Here is a 20,263-nt window from a genome sequence, read left to right as displayed (position 1 = left end):
AATCTTGAATGATGTAAGGTGATAACCCGCCTACCGGCCTCCCCATAGTGGAGTAAAAGAAGGCATTATACTTTTGTCGCAGCAGAACGAGGAGGCTCGCATGGCCGCACAGCAGGAAGGCGCCGGGCTCAGTGCCCATACCGTGGCACGGTGGTCCATTGTCGTTCCGGCATCGGTCGTATTGGGCTGGCTGTTTAGCATGTGGCACGTACCTGCGGCCTGGATCTTGGCAGCGATCCTCTCCTCCGGCGCCATGGCGCTTTGTACTGGGGAAGATCTGCGTGTGAACCGGAGTTTTTATAGCATGTCGCGTGGTTTTATCGGCATGATGGCTGCCATCCCGCTGACCGTTGTGCCGGTGAGCCAATTGCTTGGCTTCCTGCCTGCCGCCCTGACGATCTCCTTTGTCACACTGATGGTAGGCGTTATCGGTGGCCACCTCTTACACCGCGCACAGCCGCACGATGTCTCCTCCGAAACCGGCATTTTATCCATGCTGCCGGGCGGTGCTTCGCTGATGCCCGCGCTTGCCGACGAACTCGGTGCCGACTTCCGCTACGTCGCCCTCACCCAATACCTGCGCCTGTTAGTAGTCTCGGTATCGCTACCGGCCGTGGTCGCCTTATTGGACACGCCCTCCGGAGAGGGGGCAGATCTTTCAGTCGACGGCGAAACCACCTGGTGGATAGTTGCCCTAGTGATTGCCATTGCCTGCATAGGAGAAAAGGTAGGCAAGTTCCTCCATCTCCCCGCCGCCGCGGTACTCGGCCCATTGCTGCTGACGGTTCTAGCCTCTTTCGTGTTGCCGGAGGGCCACACGCTCGAACCGCTCTATGCCTTTAAGGTGATGGCCTTTTTGTCCATTGGTTGGGTCTGCGGCGGTGGGCTTTCGCTGCCGGCGCTCAAGGCCTTTGCCAAGCAATTGCCCGCCACGGTTCTTTTCATCGTGGTCATCATCGGTATCTGCGCGGCCACCGCCTGGCCGCTAACCAAGTGGCTGCACATCACTTACTTCGAGGCCTACCTGGCTACCAGCCCCGGCGCGCTAGAGACGGTGCTCGCACTCTCGGCGGAGGGCGGGGCCGGCCCAGCGGTCATCGCAGTCCAGCTCACCCGCCTCATCGCGGTACTGGTCGTAGCGGGCTACTTGCCACAGCTGCTACGCCTGGCCCAGCGACTGCTGCGCCGCTAGTTATCCAGAACGGCCTCGCGCAGCACGGACATCGGCACGGAACCAAGGGCGAGGGCCTCGGAGTGGAACTCGCGCGCACTCATCCCCTGCTTCTCGGCCGCGGCGCGGGTCTCCTGCCACAAGCGCTGGCCCAAAGCATAGGACGGCGCCTGGCCCGGCCAGCCGAGGTAGCGATTGACCTCAAAATTGAGGTTTGCATCATCCATAGCGGTGTTCTCACGCATGAAGGTCTTCACGTGCGCCTTGTCCCACATGCCGGACGTCGAGCAATCCGGCAACTGCTTGCCCAAATGCAATCCGATGTCCACGACCACGCGGGCAGCTCGCAGGCGCTGCGCATCCAGCAGGCCCATGCGGAATCCCGGATCATCCATATAGCCCAGCTCGGCCATGAGCTGCTCGGCGTAGAGCGCCCAACCCTCGCCGTGGCCGGAATTCCACGTCACCGCGCGGCGCCACAGGTTGAGATCCTCCTGTACCAGCGCGGAACCTAGCTGCAGGTGGTGGCCTGGCACGCCCTCGTGGTGAACGGTGGTCAGCTCTTGCCACGTGTGGAAGGTGTCTTGTCCTTCTGGCACGGACCACCACATGCGGCCCGGGCGGGAGAAGTCATCGCTCGGCGGGGTATAGAAGATGCCGCCGGTACCGGCCGGATCGATGCAGCACTCGATCTCTTCTACTTCTTCCGGAATATCAAACTCTTTGCCGTTGAGCTCTGCGATAACGCCATCGGCGGTAGATTGCATCCACTCCACCAAGGCATCGGTGCCGCGCAGGGTATAGCGCTCCTCGTGGTTGAGCTTGCGCATCGCCGCGCGTACCGAGCAATCGGAACCATAGAGCTCGTGGGCGATCTTTTCCTGCTCCGCTCGCAGGGTGCGCACCTGATCAAGGCCCCATTCATAGGCCTCATCGAGGTTGACGGCATCGCCTACAAAAAGCTTGGAAAAGCGTTCGTAGCGCTCGCGGCCCACGGCATCCTTCGCGGGCGCTTGAGGCTGCAGGTCATTGGACAGCCAATCGGAGAACTCGCCAAAGGCTTCCTTGGCCTGCTCCACCTCAGCGGAGTCGGCGTCGAGGCCTAGGGACTCGAGCATCGAGTCGGCGTCGGCAAGCCGCTCGCACTGCACAATGACCTCGGAGATCTGGCGGTGCGGTGCCACCATGCCGTGGGAGGCCGCTTCCTCCAAGGAGCTGCGGTATCCGGCCAAGGAGGTCTTCACCTTGGACAGGCGGGAGCGAATAGCATCGCGGTCCTCATCCGTATCTTGCGGCATGAGCAGCAGGGTATCGCGGATGGTCTGGACCGGTGAGGCGATATTATTTAGGCAGCGCACATCCTCGCTGTGGTGGTGCAGATCTAGATCGAGGCACAGGCGATCACGCAAAACGGCCGCGGTGACGTAGTCCACCTCATCAAAGTCATCCTCATCATCGGATTCATCGGTGGTGTCATCCAAGGCATCCAAGTCCGCGACCATCTCACGGGTGCGATCCGCGATGGCGGTGAAGTATTCGGGGGAGAAATCCTGCAATTCGCCCTCGAAGCCGTCAATGCCCCACGCGGTGGCATCGGTGGGGGAAAGCTCGGCTAGGTCGTGAACGAAGTTATCGCACGAAGCGTCCAGTAGAGAGGGCTGGCGCTTAGCGGTCTGCTCAGAACTCATAACGAGGAAGTCTATCCCTAAGTATCAGCTATAGGCCACCCGGGGAGGATGAAGTTGCGAACTTGTTAACTAATCGTTGTCCCACTTTGTGCCGGGATAGCTCCAGTGGCTGAATTCATCCAGGATGTCCTGCGGTTTCTCTTTCATCACCAGCGAGTCTACAAAGCGCGGCAGAATGAAACCGGATTCAGCCATGGCGGCGTACATGGCGTAGAAGGGGCGCCAAAAGTCCGCGGTATTAACTAGGCCTACTGGGCCGCGGATGTGGCCCAGCTGCTGCAAGGTGAGTACCTCAGTAAGTTCTTCAAGGGTGCCAACGCCGCCGGGGAGGCAAATATAGGCATCGGCAAGCTGCTCCATGCGGGTCTTGCGCTCAGCCATGGAGCCCACGACCTCTAGGATGGTCAGGCCGGGGTGGGAAATCTCTAGATCCACCAGTGACTGCGGCATCACGCCGGTGACGGTGCCGCCGGCGGCTAAGCAGGCTTGCGCCACCTCGCGCATCAAGCCGATATTGCCGCCGCCATACACCAGGTTCAGGCCGCGTCGGGCCAGTTCGGTGCCCAATTCCTGTGCCGCCTGAGTGTAGGCCGGGGAGTTTCCTGTTGCTGAACCACAATAAACCGCTACTGACTGCATGCTCTCCAGCATAGATATCTGCGCCGCCACCACCACCTTTAGACTATTCGGTACATGAAACTTTTATCAGGTTAGACAAAGCAGTCTGGGATGCTTATACTCCTTTTTATGATCAAATCTGGCCCAGTGTTCACGCGGCCCCGCACGCCGGCCGCAAAGTGCCTCCATTTGGTGCGCCTGAACCCGATCATCACCCGGAGCGAGCTGGTGGAAGCCACCGGGCTTTCCCAGCCCACCATCACGCGCGCTACTACTTCCCTACTCAACGCGGGCCTCATTCAGGAACGCACCGACCTCACCCAGTCCCGTGGGCGCGGCCGGCCAACTGTGCCGCTTGAGGCGGCCGATAATGACTGGGCGCTCGGCGGCATCTCCGTGGGCACCAAGCAGACCTACATCGGCCTCTATGACATCAAGGGCCGCACCTTAAGCGAAGAAGAGTTGGCCACGCCGGTAGCAAACCTCAGCGAGGATGACTTCCTCGAGCACATCATGGCCGGCATCAATCGCATGATGACCAACCTGAACCACCGCTTGGTCTCCCTCGGCGTGACCACCTCCGGCACCGTGGATGACAACGGCTTGGTCACCGCGGAAAACCTCAACTGGCACGGCGTGGACATCGCCGAACGCCTGCGCTTCCAGTTCGGCGTACCCGTAGTAGTCTCCTCCGCGATCCCCGCTATTTTGGGTTCCGAAACCCAAGCGGCCGAGATTGGCACCAGCGAGCGAGTTCTGGTGCTCTTTGCGGATGATTCCATCGGCTCGGCACTCTCCATCGAGGACGAGGTCAGCCCCATTATTCCCGTACCGCAAACGCACTCTGAGCTCCTTGGCCACGGCGCTTCCGAGCGCCTGCTGGCCACCCGGCACATCCTCGAGGCAATACGGCAGGAGGGAGTGAAGGCTGCCTCGCTTACCGAGGCCGCCCAAATCGCCGAATCCAATCCCACCGTCCGCACCATTCTGGACGAGCGCGCCCGCCAATTGGGCACCATCACCGCGGAACTGGTCAAAGCCCACTCCCCGGCCACCGTGGTCATCGCCGGCGGCGCGTTTACCGACGACCCGAAGGCTCCCAAGCAATTCGCCGCCACCGTCCGCGCCTCCGCAGGCGATGAGTTGCAGCTGCGCATGATCCCCAGCCATAAGGAGATTGTCCGCGCGGTAGCCCGCACCGTGGCCACCGACCAGCTCCTGCGCCAACCGCTGGAGCTAGGCCGCTCACTCCAGTGTGCTTAACACCTCACGTACCGAGTCGATGCCGCGAAAAAGATGGGCATTGAGCCCGCAGTAGCTAGCGCCCTCCACGTAGTCGATGCGGTCATCAAAAAAGTGCGTATCTTTCGGCTGCGCGGATAGCGCATCCACGGCTACGCGATAAGCCTCCGGGTGCGGCTTTGCCAGCCCAATATCGCAGCTGAAGGTCACCGCCGCGCAGTCCTCTAGCCAGGTATGCTTCTCGCGCACCTGGCCCGCCAGCGTGGTGGGAATATTAGACAAGATGCCCACGCTATAGCCTTCCCCGATAAGCCCCTTGACCAAAGCGACCATCTCCTGGTCGGCCTCCAGCAAACCGCGGTTTTCACACGCTACCGCCTCCGCGACGGGTATCTCCCCCAACCCTGCGCGGGCCGCTACCTCATTCCAAAAGTGGCTATCACTAAAGATGCCGGCATCATAGTCCGGGCGATAAAACCCGTAGGCCTCCCACATCGCCTCGGCATCGGATGGCGCGAGGAGGCGCTCCAAGGCTGCATGACTTTCTGGGGTAGCCGGGCGCATGAGCACGCCATACATATCAAAAAGGAGTTTGGGCATAACGAGAGCCAGTTTATGCGCGTTTCGGCGCCTGGGTCAGCACGGCTACGATTCCCACACCGGCGCCGGCCACAAAAACGGGCAGCATCGCGGAGACCTGTTCCATAGACAAGGCGAAAATGCCGCCGATCGCACCGATGAGCAGCATGCCACCAAGGCTATACAGCGAGCGAGTAACCAAGCCGCGCTTGCCCGCGGCACCGTACACCAGCAGCGCGAGCCCGGCGAATGGACCGAGCATGAGCGCCGCAGTGGTCAGGAATACCCCCAAGGCCACGTGGGTGGACATAATCGCCGCTCCCACGATGAGAAAAAGCGCCAGGATCAAAAGCGTCATGGCACAGAAAGCCTTGCGTTGTGTTGACATAGAAGCAATCCTCCCACGGCACTGCAGTGCCGTGGGAGGATTGCTCTAAATCTTGATGGGTTTGTTATTCACCCAGGCGCGCTTAGGCAGCGCCGCCTTCGGTGCGACCAGCCAAGCGCTCATCGATGCGTAGCAGGCCAGAGCCGTCATTTCCTACCAGCTTGATCTGGTCCAGAATCTCAGAAACGGTGGCTTCTTCTTCCACCTGCTCGCTCAAGAACCAATCAACAAGCTGGCGGGATTCCAGGTCCTGTGCGTCCAGCGCCGCGCGAGCGATGGTGCGGATTTCTTCGGAGACCTTCTGCTCGTGCTCCAGGGAAGCCTGGAAAGCATCTTGCGGATTAGCAGCCTTCACGGAGCCGACCGGGATGTCGTTGAGTTCTACGCGGTAACCGCGGGAGAGCAAGTGGTCCGCAATCTTCTCGGCATGCACGCGCTCTTCAGCGGCCTGGCCCATGAACCAATCGCGCATGCCCGGGAAGGAGAGATTGTCCATCTCGAAGGCCAGCTGGGTATAGACCATGGAAGCGCCGTACTCGCTAATGACCTGGTTGTTCAGGAGGGTTTGTAGTTTCTCGTCCATTGTAAAAACCTTTCTGTGCAGGGAAATCAATAAGTGCTAAGCACCACACTACCGAAGATTCTCCCGTGATCCAGCAAGGCCTACTTAAGTAAACTTGCACGTCATTATGCTTTTTTAGATTGGATAACCTAAGTTAGCCAAGACAAAGCTAGCCATCGCGCGCAGGCAAAGTTCCCCTAAGAACGCGAGGTCATCGCGGATCCTTTGCATTTACGCCTACGCGAGCTCAAGGTCAGTTCGGCGCCTACTACTTAAGCCTCCGCACCCCAGTCCACAAATGTGATGTTAGTCACCTAGGCGGCCGCTAAGGCGATTAAGGCGCTGCGCACTAGCTCCCTCCAGGCCGCGAAACTCTACTTCGATGCCCCGCTCGGCGTATTTCTTCTGCACCGCATCCAGCGTCGCCACCGTAGAGGCATCCCATACCTCTGCCTCCGTCATATCTACCACCACGCGCTGGGTGTCCAGCGTGTAGTCAAAGGCATAGACCAAGTCATTGGAAGAGGCGAAGAAAAGCTGGCCGCGCACCGCATACTCGGCATCGCCTACTTGTTTTACCTCCACCAGGTGCGCCACGCGGCGGGCAAAGCCAATGGATGCTGTCACCACACCGAGCACCACACCGACCGCCAAGTTATGCGTGGCCAGCGTGCCTACCACCGTTACCAGCATCACCAGCGTTTCTGATAGCGGCATGAGCTTAAGCGTGCGCGGGTGAACCGAGTGCCAATCCACCGTAGTTGCGGCCACGATGATCATCACCGCCACCAGGGCGGCCATCGGAATGCGGCCGACGGTCTCGCCAAGAAGAAGGCAGAGGATGAGGAGGAAGGCGCCCGCGAGGAACGTCGACAAGCGCGTGCGCGCCTGGGATGCCTTCACGCCGATCATGGTCTGGCCAATCATGGCGCACACGCCCATACCGCCAATGGCCGCGGCGAGGATATTACCCACGCCCTGGCCAAAGGACTCGCGCGTTTTATCGGAGTGGGTATCCGTAATATCATCCACCAGCTTCGCCGTCAGCAGCGACTCCATGAGCCCCACCAACGCCATGCCAAAGGCATAGGGCGCAATCAGCTGCACGGTATCCAGGTTCCACGGAATATCCGGCACGAAAAGCCCCGGCAGCGAGGTAGGCAGCTCGCCTTGGTCCGCCACATCGGGGACCTTCCACCCGGCCGCGACCGCAATGATGCTGACCACCACAATGGTAACGAGCGGGGCGGGAATCACCGTGGTCAGCCGTGGTAGCCCCAGCATGATGGCTAGGCCTATGGCCACCAGCACATAGACCATCCACGGCACAGCACTAAGGTGCGGCAGCTGCGTAGTAAACATCATGATTCCCAGCGCATTGACAAACCCCGTCATCACCGAGCGCGGGATAAAGCGCATGAGCTTGGCGACGCCCACCGCGGCCAGCACCACCTGCATGATTCCCGCCAAGAGCACCGCGGCGACCACGTAGTCATGCCCATGTTCATGCGCGAGCGGAGAAACCACGAGCGCCACCGCGCCGGCCGCCGCGGAAATCATCGCCGGCCGGCCGCCGGTAAAAGCGATGGACATTGCCATCACGACGGAGGAAAACAATCCCACCCGCGGGTCCAAGCCCGCAAGGATGGAAAAGCTTAAGACCTCCGGGATCAAAGCAAGCGCCACCGCGAGTCCGCCGAATACCTCTTTGCGCAGGCGCGCGGGCGAGGAAAATGCATAACGGAAACTGGCGATGACGCCGGTTGGGGCAGGCTGTTCTTTAATCACGCCTGCTCATCCTAGTGGACTTTAGGAGCCTTCCTTAAAGGAGCCATCTGCAGTGATAACTGGCAGCACGGACCAGGCGAAGTTGATCCACTGATCGGTCTTCTTCCACGAGAAGTCCGGTTCAAAAATGGTCTTCGGCTTGGTGTAAATGACGGCCGAGCGCACCTCGTCTGCGGTTTCCTTAAGCAGATTTACCACCAGATCCAGGGTCTTGCCGGAGTCCGCGACGTCATCTACGACCAGTACCTTCTTGCCCTTTAGCGAATCCGTGTCCAGCTGCGGGGACAAGATGATCGGCTCCTCCAGGGTCTGTCCGATATCGGTATAGAACTCCACATTGATAGCACCCATGGCCTTGACACCGATGGCATAACCGATAGCACCAGCTGGGATCAGGCCGCCGCGGGCGACGCCCACGATAAGGTCTGGGAACCAACCAGATTCCACAATCTGTTCCGACAGGTTACGGCTCGCCTCGCCGAAGACCTCCCAGGTGAGGTTTTCCCGATCCGGGTGGATCCAATTTTCAGTCACGATTGTGTGGCTCCTTTTGCGTCATGGGATTTCTTTGTAGTTTAACGAGCATTGCCTGCCAAAGAAAAGGCACCTACCGGAATGGAACCTCGCCCAAAGTCCGGCGCAGCTTGCGCGTGCGCAGGCGCTCCGGATTTTCGGCTAGATGCTCCATCGCACGCACCGCGCACATCACGTGAGCTTCCTTCGAGTTGGAGTAGAAGGCCTGCGCCTGGGCCGGCAGCTTCGGCACCGCGTGCAGCGGCAGGTCAGAGACCGAAAGGAGTGTGCCGTAGGGAACGCGGTAGCGATAGCCATTGGCCGCGAGCGTGCACGATTCCATATCGACAGCCACCGCGGTGGAGGTACGCAGCCACTCCCACAGATCCCGGTTAGTGCGCCACTCCCAATTGCGATCATCGGTGGAGAGCACCGTACCGGTTCGCATGAGCGAATTATCGTCTCCATATACCGCCTTCACCGCAGACTCAAGCATGCGCTGTACCTCCGGAATCGCCGGGATGGGAGAGGTCGCCGCAACCTTTTGGTCCAAGATGTGGTCATTGCGCTGGTAGGCATTGCCCAAAATCAAATCCCCGATGCGCATGCGCCCATCCATGCCAGCGCAGTGGCCAATCATGATCCAGGCTTCCGGCCGCAGTACCGCCAAGCAATCCGTGATCGTCTTGGCGTTGGAGGGCCCTACACCGATATTGATCATCGTGATGCCATCACCACCGGCAGTGATCAGGTCAAAGCGCGGCATTTGGAAGCGAGACGTCAAGGTCAGACCGTCCACATCGAGGTCCACCGCATCGTTGGGATGAATGGTCTCCCCATTGGGCAGCACCAAGGCGGTATAACGCGAGTCTTCCCTGGTCAACTCGCGCAAACCGAATTTCACAAACTCGGTGGTGTGCATCGCGTAGTTAGTAAACAAAATGTATTTTTGCACCGTATCGACCTCGATGCCGGTGTAATGCTCAATGCGCGCACACGCGATATCAAAGCGCTGGGCACCAAAATGAAAAAGCGGCTTTTCCGCACCGTGGAAGGCATCCCATTCGCCATCAATGATTGCATCATTGACCTCATCCAGCGTCGGACGCGGAATAGGCCCGCGTTCCTGCGGGGCTTTCCTTGTGTCCTTGATGTACTCCGGTGGAATGCGCTGGTCGGATTGGCCAACAAAGATATCGCACGGATAATTCCCCGCCAGGCGAGTCAGCTGCTCGTGCAGGTAGTCCCGAATGATGTGCGGCTTGGAGATTACCGCCGAGTACTTGCCCGCCTCGTTGACGTAGCCAAACGGCTCGGAACGATCGATCGGCTGCCATTTGCGGATATCCACCGTGACCTTTGGATAGACGACATAGCGATAGTCATCAAGGTTTCCTGATTCCAAAGTCTTGCGCGCAAGCTCGCAGGAATTCTCGTAAATCTCGATCAGGCGGTTTACCGCCTCATCAACGGAGTGGACATGCTGCAGATCGGTCATAAGCGCGAGTGTAGCGGGGTCTTCGCAGCGCGGCAGCGGTCCGCGCATTTCATTATTCTTTTCCGCGGTAGCTTCAGTGATACCGATACTGACATGACTTACTGCGAGAAAATCAAAGGCCTAGGATCAGTCCTTTTAGCTGCTAAGAGTGTCAAAGCAAAGGCCTCAAAGGGAATGCGACGAAGAGCTCGACTATGTCAATTCGGGCATCGTCCCATCAATCCGAAGTATTCCTAATTCACATTGCCCCCACTATGAGAGCGAGAAGAGGCACTGGCCCCAATACTGCAGACGATTCCTACTAGGACTGCACCTAATGCTCCTAACAGGATTCCCGTGGAGGAGGGCAACAGTAATCCACCCACTGCGGAGCCGACTGCCGAGCCAAGGTAGTTCGCAGATGCATTAGCAGCAACAGCAGTCGCCCCTTCATCAGGGTTTGCACTGAGCATCGAATGCTGCTGTGGCGCCATTGACGACCACCCCAAAAGCCCCCAAGCAAAAAGACACACCACTGCCACCACGTGGCTCGAAGGGAAGAGCAGCAGTAGAGCGAAATCAGTCACGAGTAATGCAATGATAGTGACCGTTAGTTTGCGTGAACTATTAACCTTGTCAAGCACCCTCCCAATCCCAAAAGCACCCACTGCCCCGCCGATACCCCAGACCCACATGCCAGCAATGGTGTCTACCTGCACACGATCAAGCACTACAGGAATATAGGTGTACAACCCCAGCGAACCCACTCCAACAAAGAAAGTAACTAAGGTCGTCAGGAAGTTATCCACTCGGCCGATGACTCGGAGTCGCTGCCCCAACGAGGAGGAGGGCACAGCTGGTACCACACTCGCTTTGCGCAACGCTAGACCCGCTAACGCCACTATTCCAATGGCCGAGACCAAACCGATGGTAGCCCTCCAGCCTAGCTGTTTAGCTACCCCCAATCCCACCGGTACGCCCACGACAGTTCCCACCGCTAAGCCAGCCAGCACCATTGACAGTGCGCGCCCGCGATACTTTGCTGGGACAGACATCCCCGCTACGGCTGAGGACAGCGGCGAATAAATTCCCGCTGCTGCACCTGCGATTAAGCGCGACACGAGAAAAACGCTCACTGTAGGCGAAACTGCAGTCACGACATTCGCCAAAGAAAACACAGCAACAGATCCAAGCAGACCACTCCGCGGATCTTTGCCTGCCCTACCCGAGAACAGCGGACCAGATATTGCGTACGCGCCGGTAAAGGCGGTAACGCCCAAGCCGATCACACTGCCACTTGTACCCAAGTCGTTTGCAATCTGTGATAGCAGCCCAGCGATAACATATGCGTCCAATCCGAGCGCTACACTGCCCAAAACTAACGGCCACAGCTGTTTAAGCATTCGAAATCACCATATCGAGCAAACCAGGGAACCGTTCGTCTAGATCGCCTCTGCGCAAAGAGATAACACAAGTTCGTCCCTGGCTTCTTGTCCACGTCACACCGGCTTCACGCAGCTGCCGAGTGTGGTAGGTCAGGGTAGATCGAGGCAGGTCATCAGCGAGCGTCAAACTATCGTGCTCCTGACCGTCTGCCAGGCGCCTAACCATCTCTAACCGGATGGGATCACTTACCGCAGCCAGAACACGGACGAATTCAAGGTCCTCGGTGGCCGGATGCTCATACTTTCGTGGGCTCATCACAACTCCAATCGTGCAAGAATTCCTGAACGATTGACCACAGTAAGCTACCCGAGAGATTCGTGCAAGATTTCTTGCACGAATGCAGGTGCGCAGATAAAGCCCCACCCAGACAGCGATAAATGAACACCGGAGTCTTGAGGAGCTCTATTTTTAGATACCAAGCTTTCAACCTCAGACGTCTCTAATTCATAACCTTCAACGTTGGCACAATAAATCGAGCCAAGTTTATGAAAGTAGAGAGCCCTATTCCTTCTTCTAACGGTGCGTACAACGTAGCTTGATTTAATAGACCCTTCTACCCAAAAATATGCTCGAAGGTTCTTTGGTCAGGAAAGCATGACAGACACCGTCACCCCTTCAGGGAAAAGCAACTAATCTGCAGCACCAGAAATGATTTAGAGAACGAACGATCGCTGGTGACCAGTTGAAATGTTTAGTTCTCACGCGCTTGCAATTGGTTAAATGCGCAGGGCACACCGAAGCCCTCGACGCATAAGCGTTATGGATACCAACTCGCACCCCTCCACTGCACAGAATTGCCACTGCAAGAGTAGTTCCCTGCAGAAAATGGCGTCAGCTACTCCTAGACTCCTGGGGAGGTAACAAAGCGGTATCCCAATCCAGGTTCAGTAAGCAGATATTGGGGATCAGAAGGATCGGTTTCCAGTTTGCGGCGCAGCTGCGAGGTATAGATGCGCAGGTAGTGGCTTTGCCCTTCGAAACCCGGGCCCCAAATCTCTGCGAGGAGGTCTTCTTTGCGCACCAAACCGCCGTGGGCACGCAACAGCGTCGTAAGCACGCCCCACTCAGTAGGGGTCAGGTGAAGGGGCTTTCCTGCCTTGGTGATGGAGTGTCGAGGGACGTCGATCAGCACATCGCCCGCCCGCACCATCGTGGCTTCCCGCTGGGCAGATGGATGCTGGGGACTGCCATGCCGTAAAGCCACGCGCACGCGGGCCAAGAGCTCTTCCATAGAAAAGGGTTTGGTCACATAATCATCAGCACCGCGATCTAGGGCCGAGGCACTAAATAGGGGATCGGACCGGGCCGTAAGAATCAGAACGGGAATTGCTGACCACCCTCGAATCCCATCGAGGACCTCCCGCCCATCCATATCCGGCAGACCCATATCCAAAATCACCACATCGGGCTGATGCTGGGAGACCACCTGCAGACCCTCCGCCCCGGTGCTGGCTGAATACACCTCATACCCACGCGCTTTAAAATTAATGCTCAAGGTGGTGAGCAAACGCGGATCATCATCCACAATGACAATCGTGGCCTTCTTATCAGTCATGGCTTTTCTCCTCCCGCAGCGGGAAACTCAGGATAAAGGTCGCTCCTGGAGTGGCCTCTACGGTGATAGTACCGTCCATGGCCTCCACAAATCCGCGTACGACGGAGAGGCCTAAACCCACCCCGTTGTCATTGCTGGTATCGCCCAAGCGCTGAAAAGCTTGGAAAAGCTCCTGCTGCTTTTCTGGTGAAATTCCCGGCCCTTCATCGCTCACACTCAGCTCCACGCGTTCATCCTTAACCTGCGCATCAACGTCGACTGGTCCGCTCGGCGCATAGCGCAAAGCGTTATCGAATAGGTTCGCCAGCACGCGTTCCAGCAAAACGCTATCCGCGCAACAGGTGCGGCCACGGAGTCCAGAACAAATATGAATGCGACCAAGTTGGTCCTTGCTATGCCCAAAGGCACAGGAAGCAATAGCCCGATTGGCTACCTCATATAACTCCACAGTATCCCGGCGTGCAGTTACCGCTCCTGCACTCAAGCGCGAGTGATCCAATAGGTTGGTCACGAGCAGCGTGAGTTGATCGATGCTAGCTGCGGTTTCCGCCAGCAGTATTTCTTGATCCTCTGGGCTGAATTCGATTTCGGAATTCCGCAAAGAGGACACAGCCAGCTTGGCCGTTGCTAGGGGCGTGCGCAGATCGTGGCTCACGCTCGATAGCAGTGCACGACGCAATTCATCAGCGGCAGCAATGGCATCGGCACGTGCGGCTTCAGCCGAAAGCTTGTCGCGGCGCACTATGCCGGCTAAGTAACCTGCCACAACCGCCACCAAAGCACGGTCGCGGGCGGATAACGCTGGGCCTTCCATCACAATCTGGACCGTAGTGTCCTCGCTGGAGACCAACGTTTCTACCTCACGTTTATGAGTCTTTGCGGGGATATGCAGGTGTCTACTTTGCTGGGGCGAGGCCGCCGAAGCGTGCCAGGTAGAGAGTATGTCCCCGGAGGCGTCAAGAAGCACGGCCTTATGGCAGCCGAAGGTCTCTCCTACCTTGCGAAGCACTGCGTCGATGGGAGATACGTCCGCACGGCGGTTGAGGGCTGCGCGGGAAAAGACCGTCAAGAGCTCAGCATCGCGCGTGGCAATGGCCGCATTATGGTGCTCTATTTTGGTGCGCCGCACTTGTAGGCCCACGGCCAGGGCAATGGCTACCATGACCACGAGGATGACAGCGTTAGCTGGCTCAGCAATATCGAACGTGTACAGGGGCTCGGTAAAAACCAATTGACCGCCAAGCCCGAGGCAAACGCAATAATTACCGCCGGCCACAGGCCAGCGAGCATGCTCACGAGGAGGATCAGCGCAAAGTAAAAAGCAGAACACGTGCCTGTTCCCAATGCTGAGCCGTCGATGCCTTGCAACAGTGCGGTCAAGGCGATGAAAGCGACAGCTGCGCCTACCCAAGACACCGCCCGGCGCGGGAGGGAATGCAATGGTCGCAGCAGTGGTGAAAGAGGCGAGGGTTTATCGGACGGAAGATTAACAATGTGACAATCAATCTTGCCTGAATCCCGCAACACGGCCTCAGCAACGGTGCCGCGCCAGTGCAGGCCTAAGCGACGCCGTGGTGAAACCCCCAGGACCAACTGGGTGGCGTTGACGCTGCGGGCAAAATTAAGCAGCGCTTCTGGCACCGAGTCACCGGTGACCTGATGCAAACGGGCACCCACGTCCTGAGCCAAGGATTGTAATTTGGCCAGTTGTTGAGCGGAACCTGCAACGGAAGATTCACCGGAAGAGAAGGAGTCCCCAAAAATTACGTGGACTACATGTAGCTCGGCTGAGGATTTGGACGCGATGCGGCGCCCGCGGCGAATGAGCAGTTCTGCGTGCGCGACGTTCTGAATAGCCACGACCACCCGTTCCCGCGCTTCCCAGGTATCAGTAATGTCTTGTTCAGAACGGTAGGATGCGAGAGCCTCATCAACCTGGTCCGCCAACCACAACAGGGCTAGCTCCCGCAATGCAGTCAGATTGCCCACCCGAAAATAATTATTCAAGGCTGGGGCAATGCGCGCTTCTTTATAGACTTGGCCATCCCTCAAGCGGGTGCGCAAGAGCTGCGGGGATACATCCACCAACTCGATCTCATTCGCCGCACGCACCACCTCGTCTGGCACCGTCTCCTGCGGGGAAATACCGGTGATCTGGTTTATTACGTCATTGAGGCTTTCAAGGTGCTGGATGTTCAGGGTAGAAATCACATCGATTCCTGCGACTAGGAGTTCCTCTACGTCCTCCCAGCGCTTAGCGTGTTCCTCACCGCGCGGATTGGAATGGGCAAATTCATCGACCAGAACGGTTTCCGGCTGGCGCGAGATGATGGCTGCAGTATCGAGTTCTCCGGTGGATAGCCCGGCGGCGTAGCGCCGCGGGATGGTCTCAAGGCCATCACACAGCGCCCGAGTGAATTCGCGCCCATGATCTTCCACGATGCCAATGACCACATCGCGGCCGGCCAGCACAAGGCCGTGCGCCTCGTTGAGCATTGCACAGGTCTTACCAGACCCAGGCGCCGCGCCGAGGTAGATCTTCAAAGCGCCACGCTTGGTGCGCGCCGGAACTTTCTTGTCGTTCATATGGCACTCATCTTATGAGCAGGACGGTGGATTGGGCAGCGCTCGGTTGAGAGTAGTGACGTTAACTGCGTCTTCGCCCAGGAACCCGAGGCTGGCATGCTCCGTGTTGTCCTCGATGAGGCTTCGCACTTCTTCGGTGCTTATCCCCTGCTCTCGAGCGACACGTGGAGCCTGTAGTTCAGCGTACGCAGGGCTAATGCCAGAGTCGACACCAGAGCCGGAACCGGTTACCGCATCGGTGGGAACATCTTCTGGAGCGGCGCCTTCACGCTTGGCGATGTCCCCGCGCCGCTCCTGCACGGCTTTTTCTAGCTCGGAGCTACTAGCGCCGTAATTGCTCATGCCTTCGGAACGGGGGAAGAAGTACGGGCCTTCGGTCTGACCATCTTGCAGCTGGGTCGAGCCAGCTAGGCAATCACCTTGGTAAATGAGGTTGCCCTCGGCGGAGTCCGGCTTGATGCGGGAGATTCCCCACACGGCAGCGGGATAAATCATTCCCAGTGCGATAACGCACAATAGTACGGCTACGAATCCAGCGGCGAGGTTACGAAAATAGACACGCATTTTTGGTCCTTCTTTTTCTACATACCTGGAAGCAGGTTGACTACCTGGTCAATGAGCCAGATGCCTAGGAATGGGGTGATCACGCCGCCCAGTCCCCAAATGCCCAGGTTACGGCGTAGCAGGGACGAGGCAGAGGCCGGCTTATAAGCCACGCCCTTGAGCGCCAATGGGATAAGAGCAACGATGATGAGCGCATTGAATACCACTGCAGACACAATGGCGGATTGCGGCGAGTGCAGGTGCATCACGTTGAGGCGCTCGAGGTGCGGAAGCTGCGTAGAAAACAGGGCCGGCAAGATGGCGAAGTACTTCGCTAAGTCATTGGCCAAAGAGAAGGTGGTAAGCGCCCCACGGGTGATGAGCAACTGCTTGCCAATGCGCACGACATCGATAAGCTTGGTCGGATCAGAATCCAAGTCCACCATATTGGCGGCTTCCTTCGCTGCAGAGGTACCCGTATTCATGGCCACGCCCACGTCCGCCTGCGCCAGCGCCGGCGCATCGTTAGTACCGTCACCGGTCATAGCGACCATGCGGCCGTGCGCCTGTTCCTCGCGGATCCTGGCCAGCTTATCTTCTGGGGTGGCCTCCGCGATGTAATCATCGACGCCTGCCTCTTTAGCGATGGCCGCTGCCGTCAACGGGTTATCGCCGGTCACCATGATGGTTTTGATGCCCATCTGGCGCAGTTCGGCGAAGCGCTCCGCCATGCCCGGCTTGACGACGTCACTGAGCTGCACCACCGCAATAACCCTGCGGGTGCCGTCGGATTCATCCACAGCAACGGGCAGCGGGGTTCCACCGCCTTCAGCAATCTGGGTCACGGAGTCTTCAATTTCTTGTGGCCAGTCGCCACCTGCTTCAGTTACCCACCGGCGCACAGCATCGCCTGCACCCTTACGCAGCTTTCGGTCTCTCAGGTCAAGCCCAGACATGCGGGTAGAAGCGCTAAATGGAATGACCTCGGCGGTCTTTTCTTCCTCTCCTGCTTCGGCAGAAAGGTGATAGTTTTCGGTCAACCACGACACGATGGAGCGACCCTCCGGGGTCTCATCGGCAACCGAAGCAACGCGGGCTATCTCCGCAGCTTCCTGCTCATCGACACCGCGCGCAACGATAAGCCCGGTAGCCTGCCGGTTGCCATAGGTGATGGTGCCGGTTTTATCCATGAGTAGGGTCGCTACGTCTCCCGCCGCCTCCACCGCGCGTCCGGACGTAGCCAGAACATTGTGGTGCACGAGGCGGTTCATTCCCGCGATTCCCACCGCAGATAGCAGGGCAGCGATGGTGGTTGGGATGAGGCAGACCAACAGGGCCACCAGCGAGAGCGGGGAGAGCTCCGCGCCGGTAAACAACCCCATTGGGGCCAGTGCGGTAACCGCAATGAGGAAGAGAATAGTCAGGGTAGACAGGAGGATGCTCAGCGCGATCTCATTCGGGGTCTTGCGGCGCTCCGCTCCCTCCACCAAGGCAATCATCGTATCGACGAAGGTCGATCCCGGCTCCGAGGTGATCCGTACCAAGATGGAATCAGACAAGACCACGGTACCGCCGGTCACAGCACAGCGATCGCCACCGGCCTCGCGAACCACGGGAGCAGACTCGCCGGTAATGGCAGATTCATCGACGGTTGCCGCACCTTCAATGACGTCGCCGTCGCCCGGGATAGTCTCTCCGGCCTCCACGCGCACGATAGCGCCCTTGGTGAGCTCAGAAGCGGCAATAACCTCGATGCCGCCATCGGTAACTAGGTTCGCGGTGGCGTCATCGCGCACGGCGCGCAAGCTATCCGCTTGGGCTTTACCGCGGCCTTCGGCATATGCCTCAGCAAATGCAGCGAACGCAATGGTAAACCACAACCATACGGTTACCACCCAGCCATAAACGCTGGGGCTAAAGATGGACCACAGGGTAGTCAGCGCGGCACCTACCCACACCACGAACATGACGGGGTTGCGGGCTTGGGCGAGCGGGGACATCTTGTGCGGCAACGACTTTAACGCTGCCGCAGCCAACCCACTGTTTGTGGTGGCAGAGCGCTGAGGAGTGCGTTGCTCAGTGGTCATAGTTGGTGTTGTCATGAGAGTGCCTCCGAAATGGGACCCAAGGTAAGAACGGGGAAGAAGGTAAGGGCGGCGACCAACACAATGACGCCGATGGTAAGCAGCGCGAAGGTCACACCGGACGTCGGCAAGCTGCCGGCGGTAGTGGCCTGCCGGCGTTGACCGGCTAAGCTGCCCGCCAAATACAGGGTGAAAACGATGGGGAGGAAGCGGCCCAACAGCATGGCGATTCCGAGCGTGACCTGCCACCAGGGCTCGGTTACCGTCAGGCCGGCGAAGGCCGAGCCGTTATTATTCGAGGCCGAGGTAAAGGCATAGAGCACCTCGGAGAGACCGTGCGCGTTATCCGGGGTTCCAGGCGCGCCGTAGTTGGTCGCCGAAAGCTCCACCAGCTTGCGCTGAGCCACCGATGCGCCCACGCCTACCAGGACGAGGACCGGCATGGTGAGGATGTACAGGCTCACCGCGGAGATTTCCTTGCGGCCGACCTTATTGCCCATGAACTCCGGTGTGCGCCCAACGAGCAGGCCGCCGATAAATACGGCGAGGATTGCTACCATCAGCAGACCGTAGAGACCCGTGCCCACGCCGCCTGGTGCAATTTCGCCCAGGAGCATATTGAGGATCAACAAGCCGCCACCCAATGGTGAATAGCTATCGTGCATCGAATCGACCGCACCGGTAGAAGTGCCCGTGGTAGACACCGCAAAGAGTGCGGAAGCGTCAATACCTAGGCGCTGTTCGATGCCCTCCAAGTTGCCGCCCGCAGCCTGAGCTGCCGCACCGGTGGTAGTGTGCTGTGCCCATACCACCAAGGCAACCATAACGGTCCAAATGCCGCCGATGACGCCAAGCAGGGTCCAGGCATGTTTTTGCGATTTCAGCATTACCCCATAGGCACGGATAAAGCAGAAAGAGATAACCAGCAAAGAAAAGATTTCCACGAGGTTGGTAAAACCAGTGGGGTTCTCAAAAGGGTGCGCCGAGTTGGCGCCGAAGATGCCACCACCATTGGTTCCCAGCAATTTAATTGCCTCCTGGCTAGCTACCGGAGCGCGCGGAATATCCACGCCCGCGGAGCTCACCAGGTTGGACCCGAAGGTTTGCATGGTTCCGCCCAAGATGAGGACGAAGGAAATCAATAGAGAAAGCGGCAAAAGAATGCGCACCAAACCGCGGGTGAGGTCAACCCAGAAATTTCCGATGAGGTGCTGTCCGCTCTCAGAGCCCAGCTTGTCACGACCATATCCCAAGTGACCGATACCGCGAATGAGCGCAACCGCCACACACATGCCGACAGCCGCGGAGGCAAAGTTCTGGACGGTCAGGCCAAGCATCTGCGCACCATTGCTCAGGGTTTCTTCGCCCGAATAGGACTGCCAGTTGGTATTGGACACGAATGACGCCGCCGTATTGAACGCCATCCACGGTTCCACCGCTGCGGAGCGGGAATTGCCAAAGCTAGGCAAAACGGTTTGTAGGCGCTGCACCGCGTAAAGAACGAGTACGGATGCCAAGCTGAAACCAAGCAATGCACGGCTGTAATTCTTGCTGTTATGCCCGCGGTTTGGGTCAACGCGCAGGACCTTATACACCGCACGCTCTATCGCCCAGTCCTTGTCAGAGGTGTAGCTGCGTGCGATCCAGTTGCCCAAAGGAACATATGCCGCCGCGAGCAAGACGACGAGGGCGAGGAACTGCGGTAACACCGCCCCAACGCCGGCGATCATGCGAAACGCTCCGGATCAACTAAGGAAATGATGAGGTAGGTCACCAACGCCACAACAATGACGAGGCCAATGACCGCTGTAATGGTGTTCATGGTTATGCATCACCGTCCAGAAGCTCGTTGAGGACGGAGGGACAGCCAACCGTCAGGATGGCTATCAGGATTGCCACGATGCTTGATTTCTAGTGGTCGTGGAAACACCTGACATGGGTTAGGTGATTGTGTGGAGTCGAAATGGGTTCCGGATTCTGTTGTTGTGGCGCGGTTTGCGTCGTTGGTTCGGGCTGGTAGTTC

At 58.3% G+C, this 20,263-nt stretch carries 18 protein-coding genes and 1 pseudogene; 2 read left to right on the top strand and 17 right to left on the bottom strand.

Going from position 1 to position 20,263, the window contains the following annotated elements; all coding sequences use genetic code 11:
* Positions 1 to 100 precede the first annotated feature (100 nt).
* The gene (locus MHK05_RS10930) at positions 101 to 1,192 is read left to right on the top strand and encodes an AbrB family protein (protein WP_239206752.1); all 1,092 of its coding nucleotides are present in this window, start codon (positions 101 to 103) and stop codon (positions 1,190 to 1,192) included.
* Here the strand turns inward: MHK05_RS10930 and MHK05_RS10925 are convergent.
* Both MHK05_RS10925 and MHK05_RS10920 read right to left on the bottom strand, forming a co-directional pair.
* Entirely contained in the window at positions 1,189 to 2,859 is a 1,671-nt protein-coding gene (locus tag MHK05_RS10925) for a DUF885 domain-containing protein (RefSeq protein ID WP_239206742.1), read from the bottom strand. The two genes, MHK05_RS10930 and MHK05_RS10925, sit on opposite strands and share 4 nt — an antisense overlap.
* 69 nt (positions 2,860 to 2,928) lie before the next feature.
* On the bottom strand, positions 2,929 to 3,498 hold the full coding sequence (locus tag MHK05_RS10920; protein ID WP_239206741.1) for an LOG family protein: 570 nt from the start codon (positions 3,496 to 3,498) through the stop codon (positions 2,929 to 2,931).
* A 108-nt stretch (positions 3,499 to 3,606) separates the two neighbouring features.
* On the opposite strand from MHK05_RS10920, the gene MHK05_RS10915 reads away from it, so the two are divergent.
* Positions 3,607 to 4,740: an ROK family transcriptional regulator gene (locus MHK05_RS10915; protein ID WP_239206740.1), complete on the top strand. Its 1,134-nt coding sequence runs from the start codon at positions 3,607 to 3,609 to the stop codon at positions 4,738 to 4,740.
* Here the strand turns inward: MHK05_RS10915 and MHK05_RS10910 are convergent.
* The 15 genes and pseudogenes from MHK05_RS10910 to kdpF form a co-directional block, all read right to left on the bottom strand.
* Positions 4,723 to 5,319, bottom strand: a complete 597-nt coding sequence (locus tag MHK05_RS10910) for an HAD-IA family hydrolase (RefSeq protein WP_023020292.1) — start codon at positions 5,317 to 5,319, stop codon at positions 4,723 to 4,725. The genes MHK05_RS10915 and MHK05_RS10910 overlap by 18 nt on opposite strands.
* Positions 5,320 to 5,332: 13 nt before the next feature.
* Positions 5,333 to 5,686, bottom strand: a complete 354-nt coding sequence (locus tag MHK05_RS10905; RefSeq protein WP_200288422.1) for a hypothetical protein — start codon at positions 5,684 to 5,686, stop codon at positions 5,333 to 5,335.
* A gap of 82 nt (positions 5,687 to 5,768) precedes the next feature.
* On the bottom strand, positions 5,769 to 6,269 hold the full coding sequence (locus tag MHK05_RS10900; protein ID WP_023020290.1) for a ferritin: 501 nt from the start codon (positions 6,267 to 6,269) through the stop codon (positions 5,769 to 5,771).
* A gap of 285 nt (positions 6,270 to 6,554) precedes the next feature.
* Positions 6,555 to 8,036: a SulP family inorganic anion transporter gene (locus MHK05_RS10895; protein WP_239206739.1), complete on the bottom strand. Its 1,482-nt coding sequence runs from the start codon at positions 8,034 to 8,036 to the stop codon at positions 6,555 to 6,557.
* Positions 8,037 to 8,057: 21 nt separating this feature from the next.
* Entirely contained in the window at positions 8,058 to 8,570 is a 513-nt protein-coding gene (locus MHK05_RS10890) for a phosphoribosyltransferase (protein ID WP_005326355.1), read from the bottom strand.
* A 73-nt stretch (positions 8,571 to 8,643) separates the two neighbouring features.
* Entirely contained in the window at positions 8,644 to 10,047 is a 1,404-nt protein-coding gene (amn, locus tag MHK05_RS10885) for an AMP nucleosidase (protein ID WP_239206738.1), read from the bottom strand.
* 233 nt (positions 10,048 to 10,280) lie between these two features.
* On the bottom strand, positions 10,281 to 11,429 hold the full coding sequence (locus MHK05_RS10880) for an MFS transporter (protein WP_239206737.1): 1,149 nt from the start codon (positions 11,427 to 11,429) through the stop codon (positions 10,281 to 10,283).
* Positions 11,422 to 11,727, bottom strand: a complete 306-nt coding sequence (locus MHK05_RS10875) for an ArsR/SmtB family transcription factor (protein WP_005326349.1) — start codon at positions 11,725 to 11,727, stop codon at positions 11,422 to 11,424. Before MHK05_RS10875 ends, MHK05_RS10880 begins: the two co-directional genes overlap by 8 nt.
* 586 nt (positions 11,728 to 12,313) lie before the next feature.
* Complete coding sequence (locus tag MHK05_RS10870; protein WP_239206736.1) at positions 12,314 to 13,027, bottom strand: response regulator; 714 nt, start codon at positions 13,025 to 13,027, stop codon at positions 12,314 to 12,316.
* Positions 13,020 to 13,841, bottom strand: coding sequence for a sensor histidine kinase (locus MHK05_RS10865; protein WP_324291870.1), 822 nt, complete (start codon positions 13,839 to 13,841; stop codon positions 13,020 to 13,022). Before MHK05_RS10865 ends, MHK05_RS10870 begins: the two co-directional genes overlap by 8 nt.
* 342 nt (positions 13,842 to 14,183) lie before the next feature.
* Positions 14,184 to 15,523 (bottom strand): annotated as a pseudogene (locus MHK05_RS10860) (DUF4118 domain-containing protein); the annotation flags it as partial.
* 102 nt (positions 15,524 to 15,625) lie between these two features.
* Complete coding sequence (locus tag MHK05_RS10855; RefSeq protein ID WP_239206733.1) at positions 15,626 to 16,177, bottom strand: potassium-transporting ATPase subunit C; 552 nt, start codon at positions 16,175 to 16,177, stop codon at positions 15,626 to 15,628.
* Positions 16,178 to 16,194: 17 nt separating this feature from the next.
* Complete coding sequence (gene kdpB, locus MHK05_RS10850; RefSeq protein ID WP_239206732.1) at positions 16,195 to 18,258, bottom strand: potassium-transporting ATPase subunit KdpB; 2,064 nt, start codon at positions 18,256 to 18,258, stop codon at positions 16,195 to 16,197.
* On the bottom strand, positions 18,255 to 19,970 hold the full coding sequence (gene kdpA / locus MHK05_RS10845) for a potassium-transporting ATPase subunit KdpA (RefSeq protein ID WP_239206731.1): 1,716 nt from the start codon (positions 19,968 to 19,970) through the stop codon (positions 18,255 to 18,257). The genes kdpB and kdpA overlap by 4 nt, the downstream gene beginning before the upstream one ends.
* Complete coding sequence (kdpF, locus tag MHK05_RS10840; RefSeq protein ID WP_005328272.1) at positions 19,967 to 20,062, bottom strand: K(+)-transporting ATPase subunit F; 96 nt, start codon at positions 20,060 to 20,062, stop codon at positions 19,967 to 19,969. The genes kdpA and kdpF overlap by 4 nt, the downstream gene beginning before the upstream one ends.
* Positions 20,063 to 20,263 lie beyond the last annotated feature (201 nt).

The sequence above is a fragment of the Corynebacterium nasorum genome, from assembly GCF_022347325.1.
In the GTDB taxonomy this organism is placed as follows: domain Bacteria; phylum Actinomycetota; class Actinomycetes; order Mycobacteriales; family Mycobacteriaceae; genus Corynebacterium; species Corynebacterium kefirresidentii.
The sequence above is the reverse complement of the archived record's forward strand: the minus strand, read 5'-3'. Positions and strand labels throughout refer to the sequence as shown.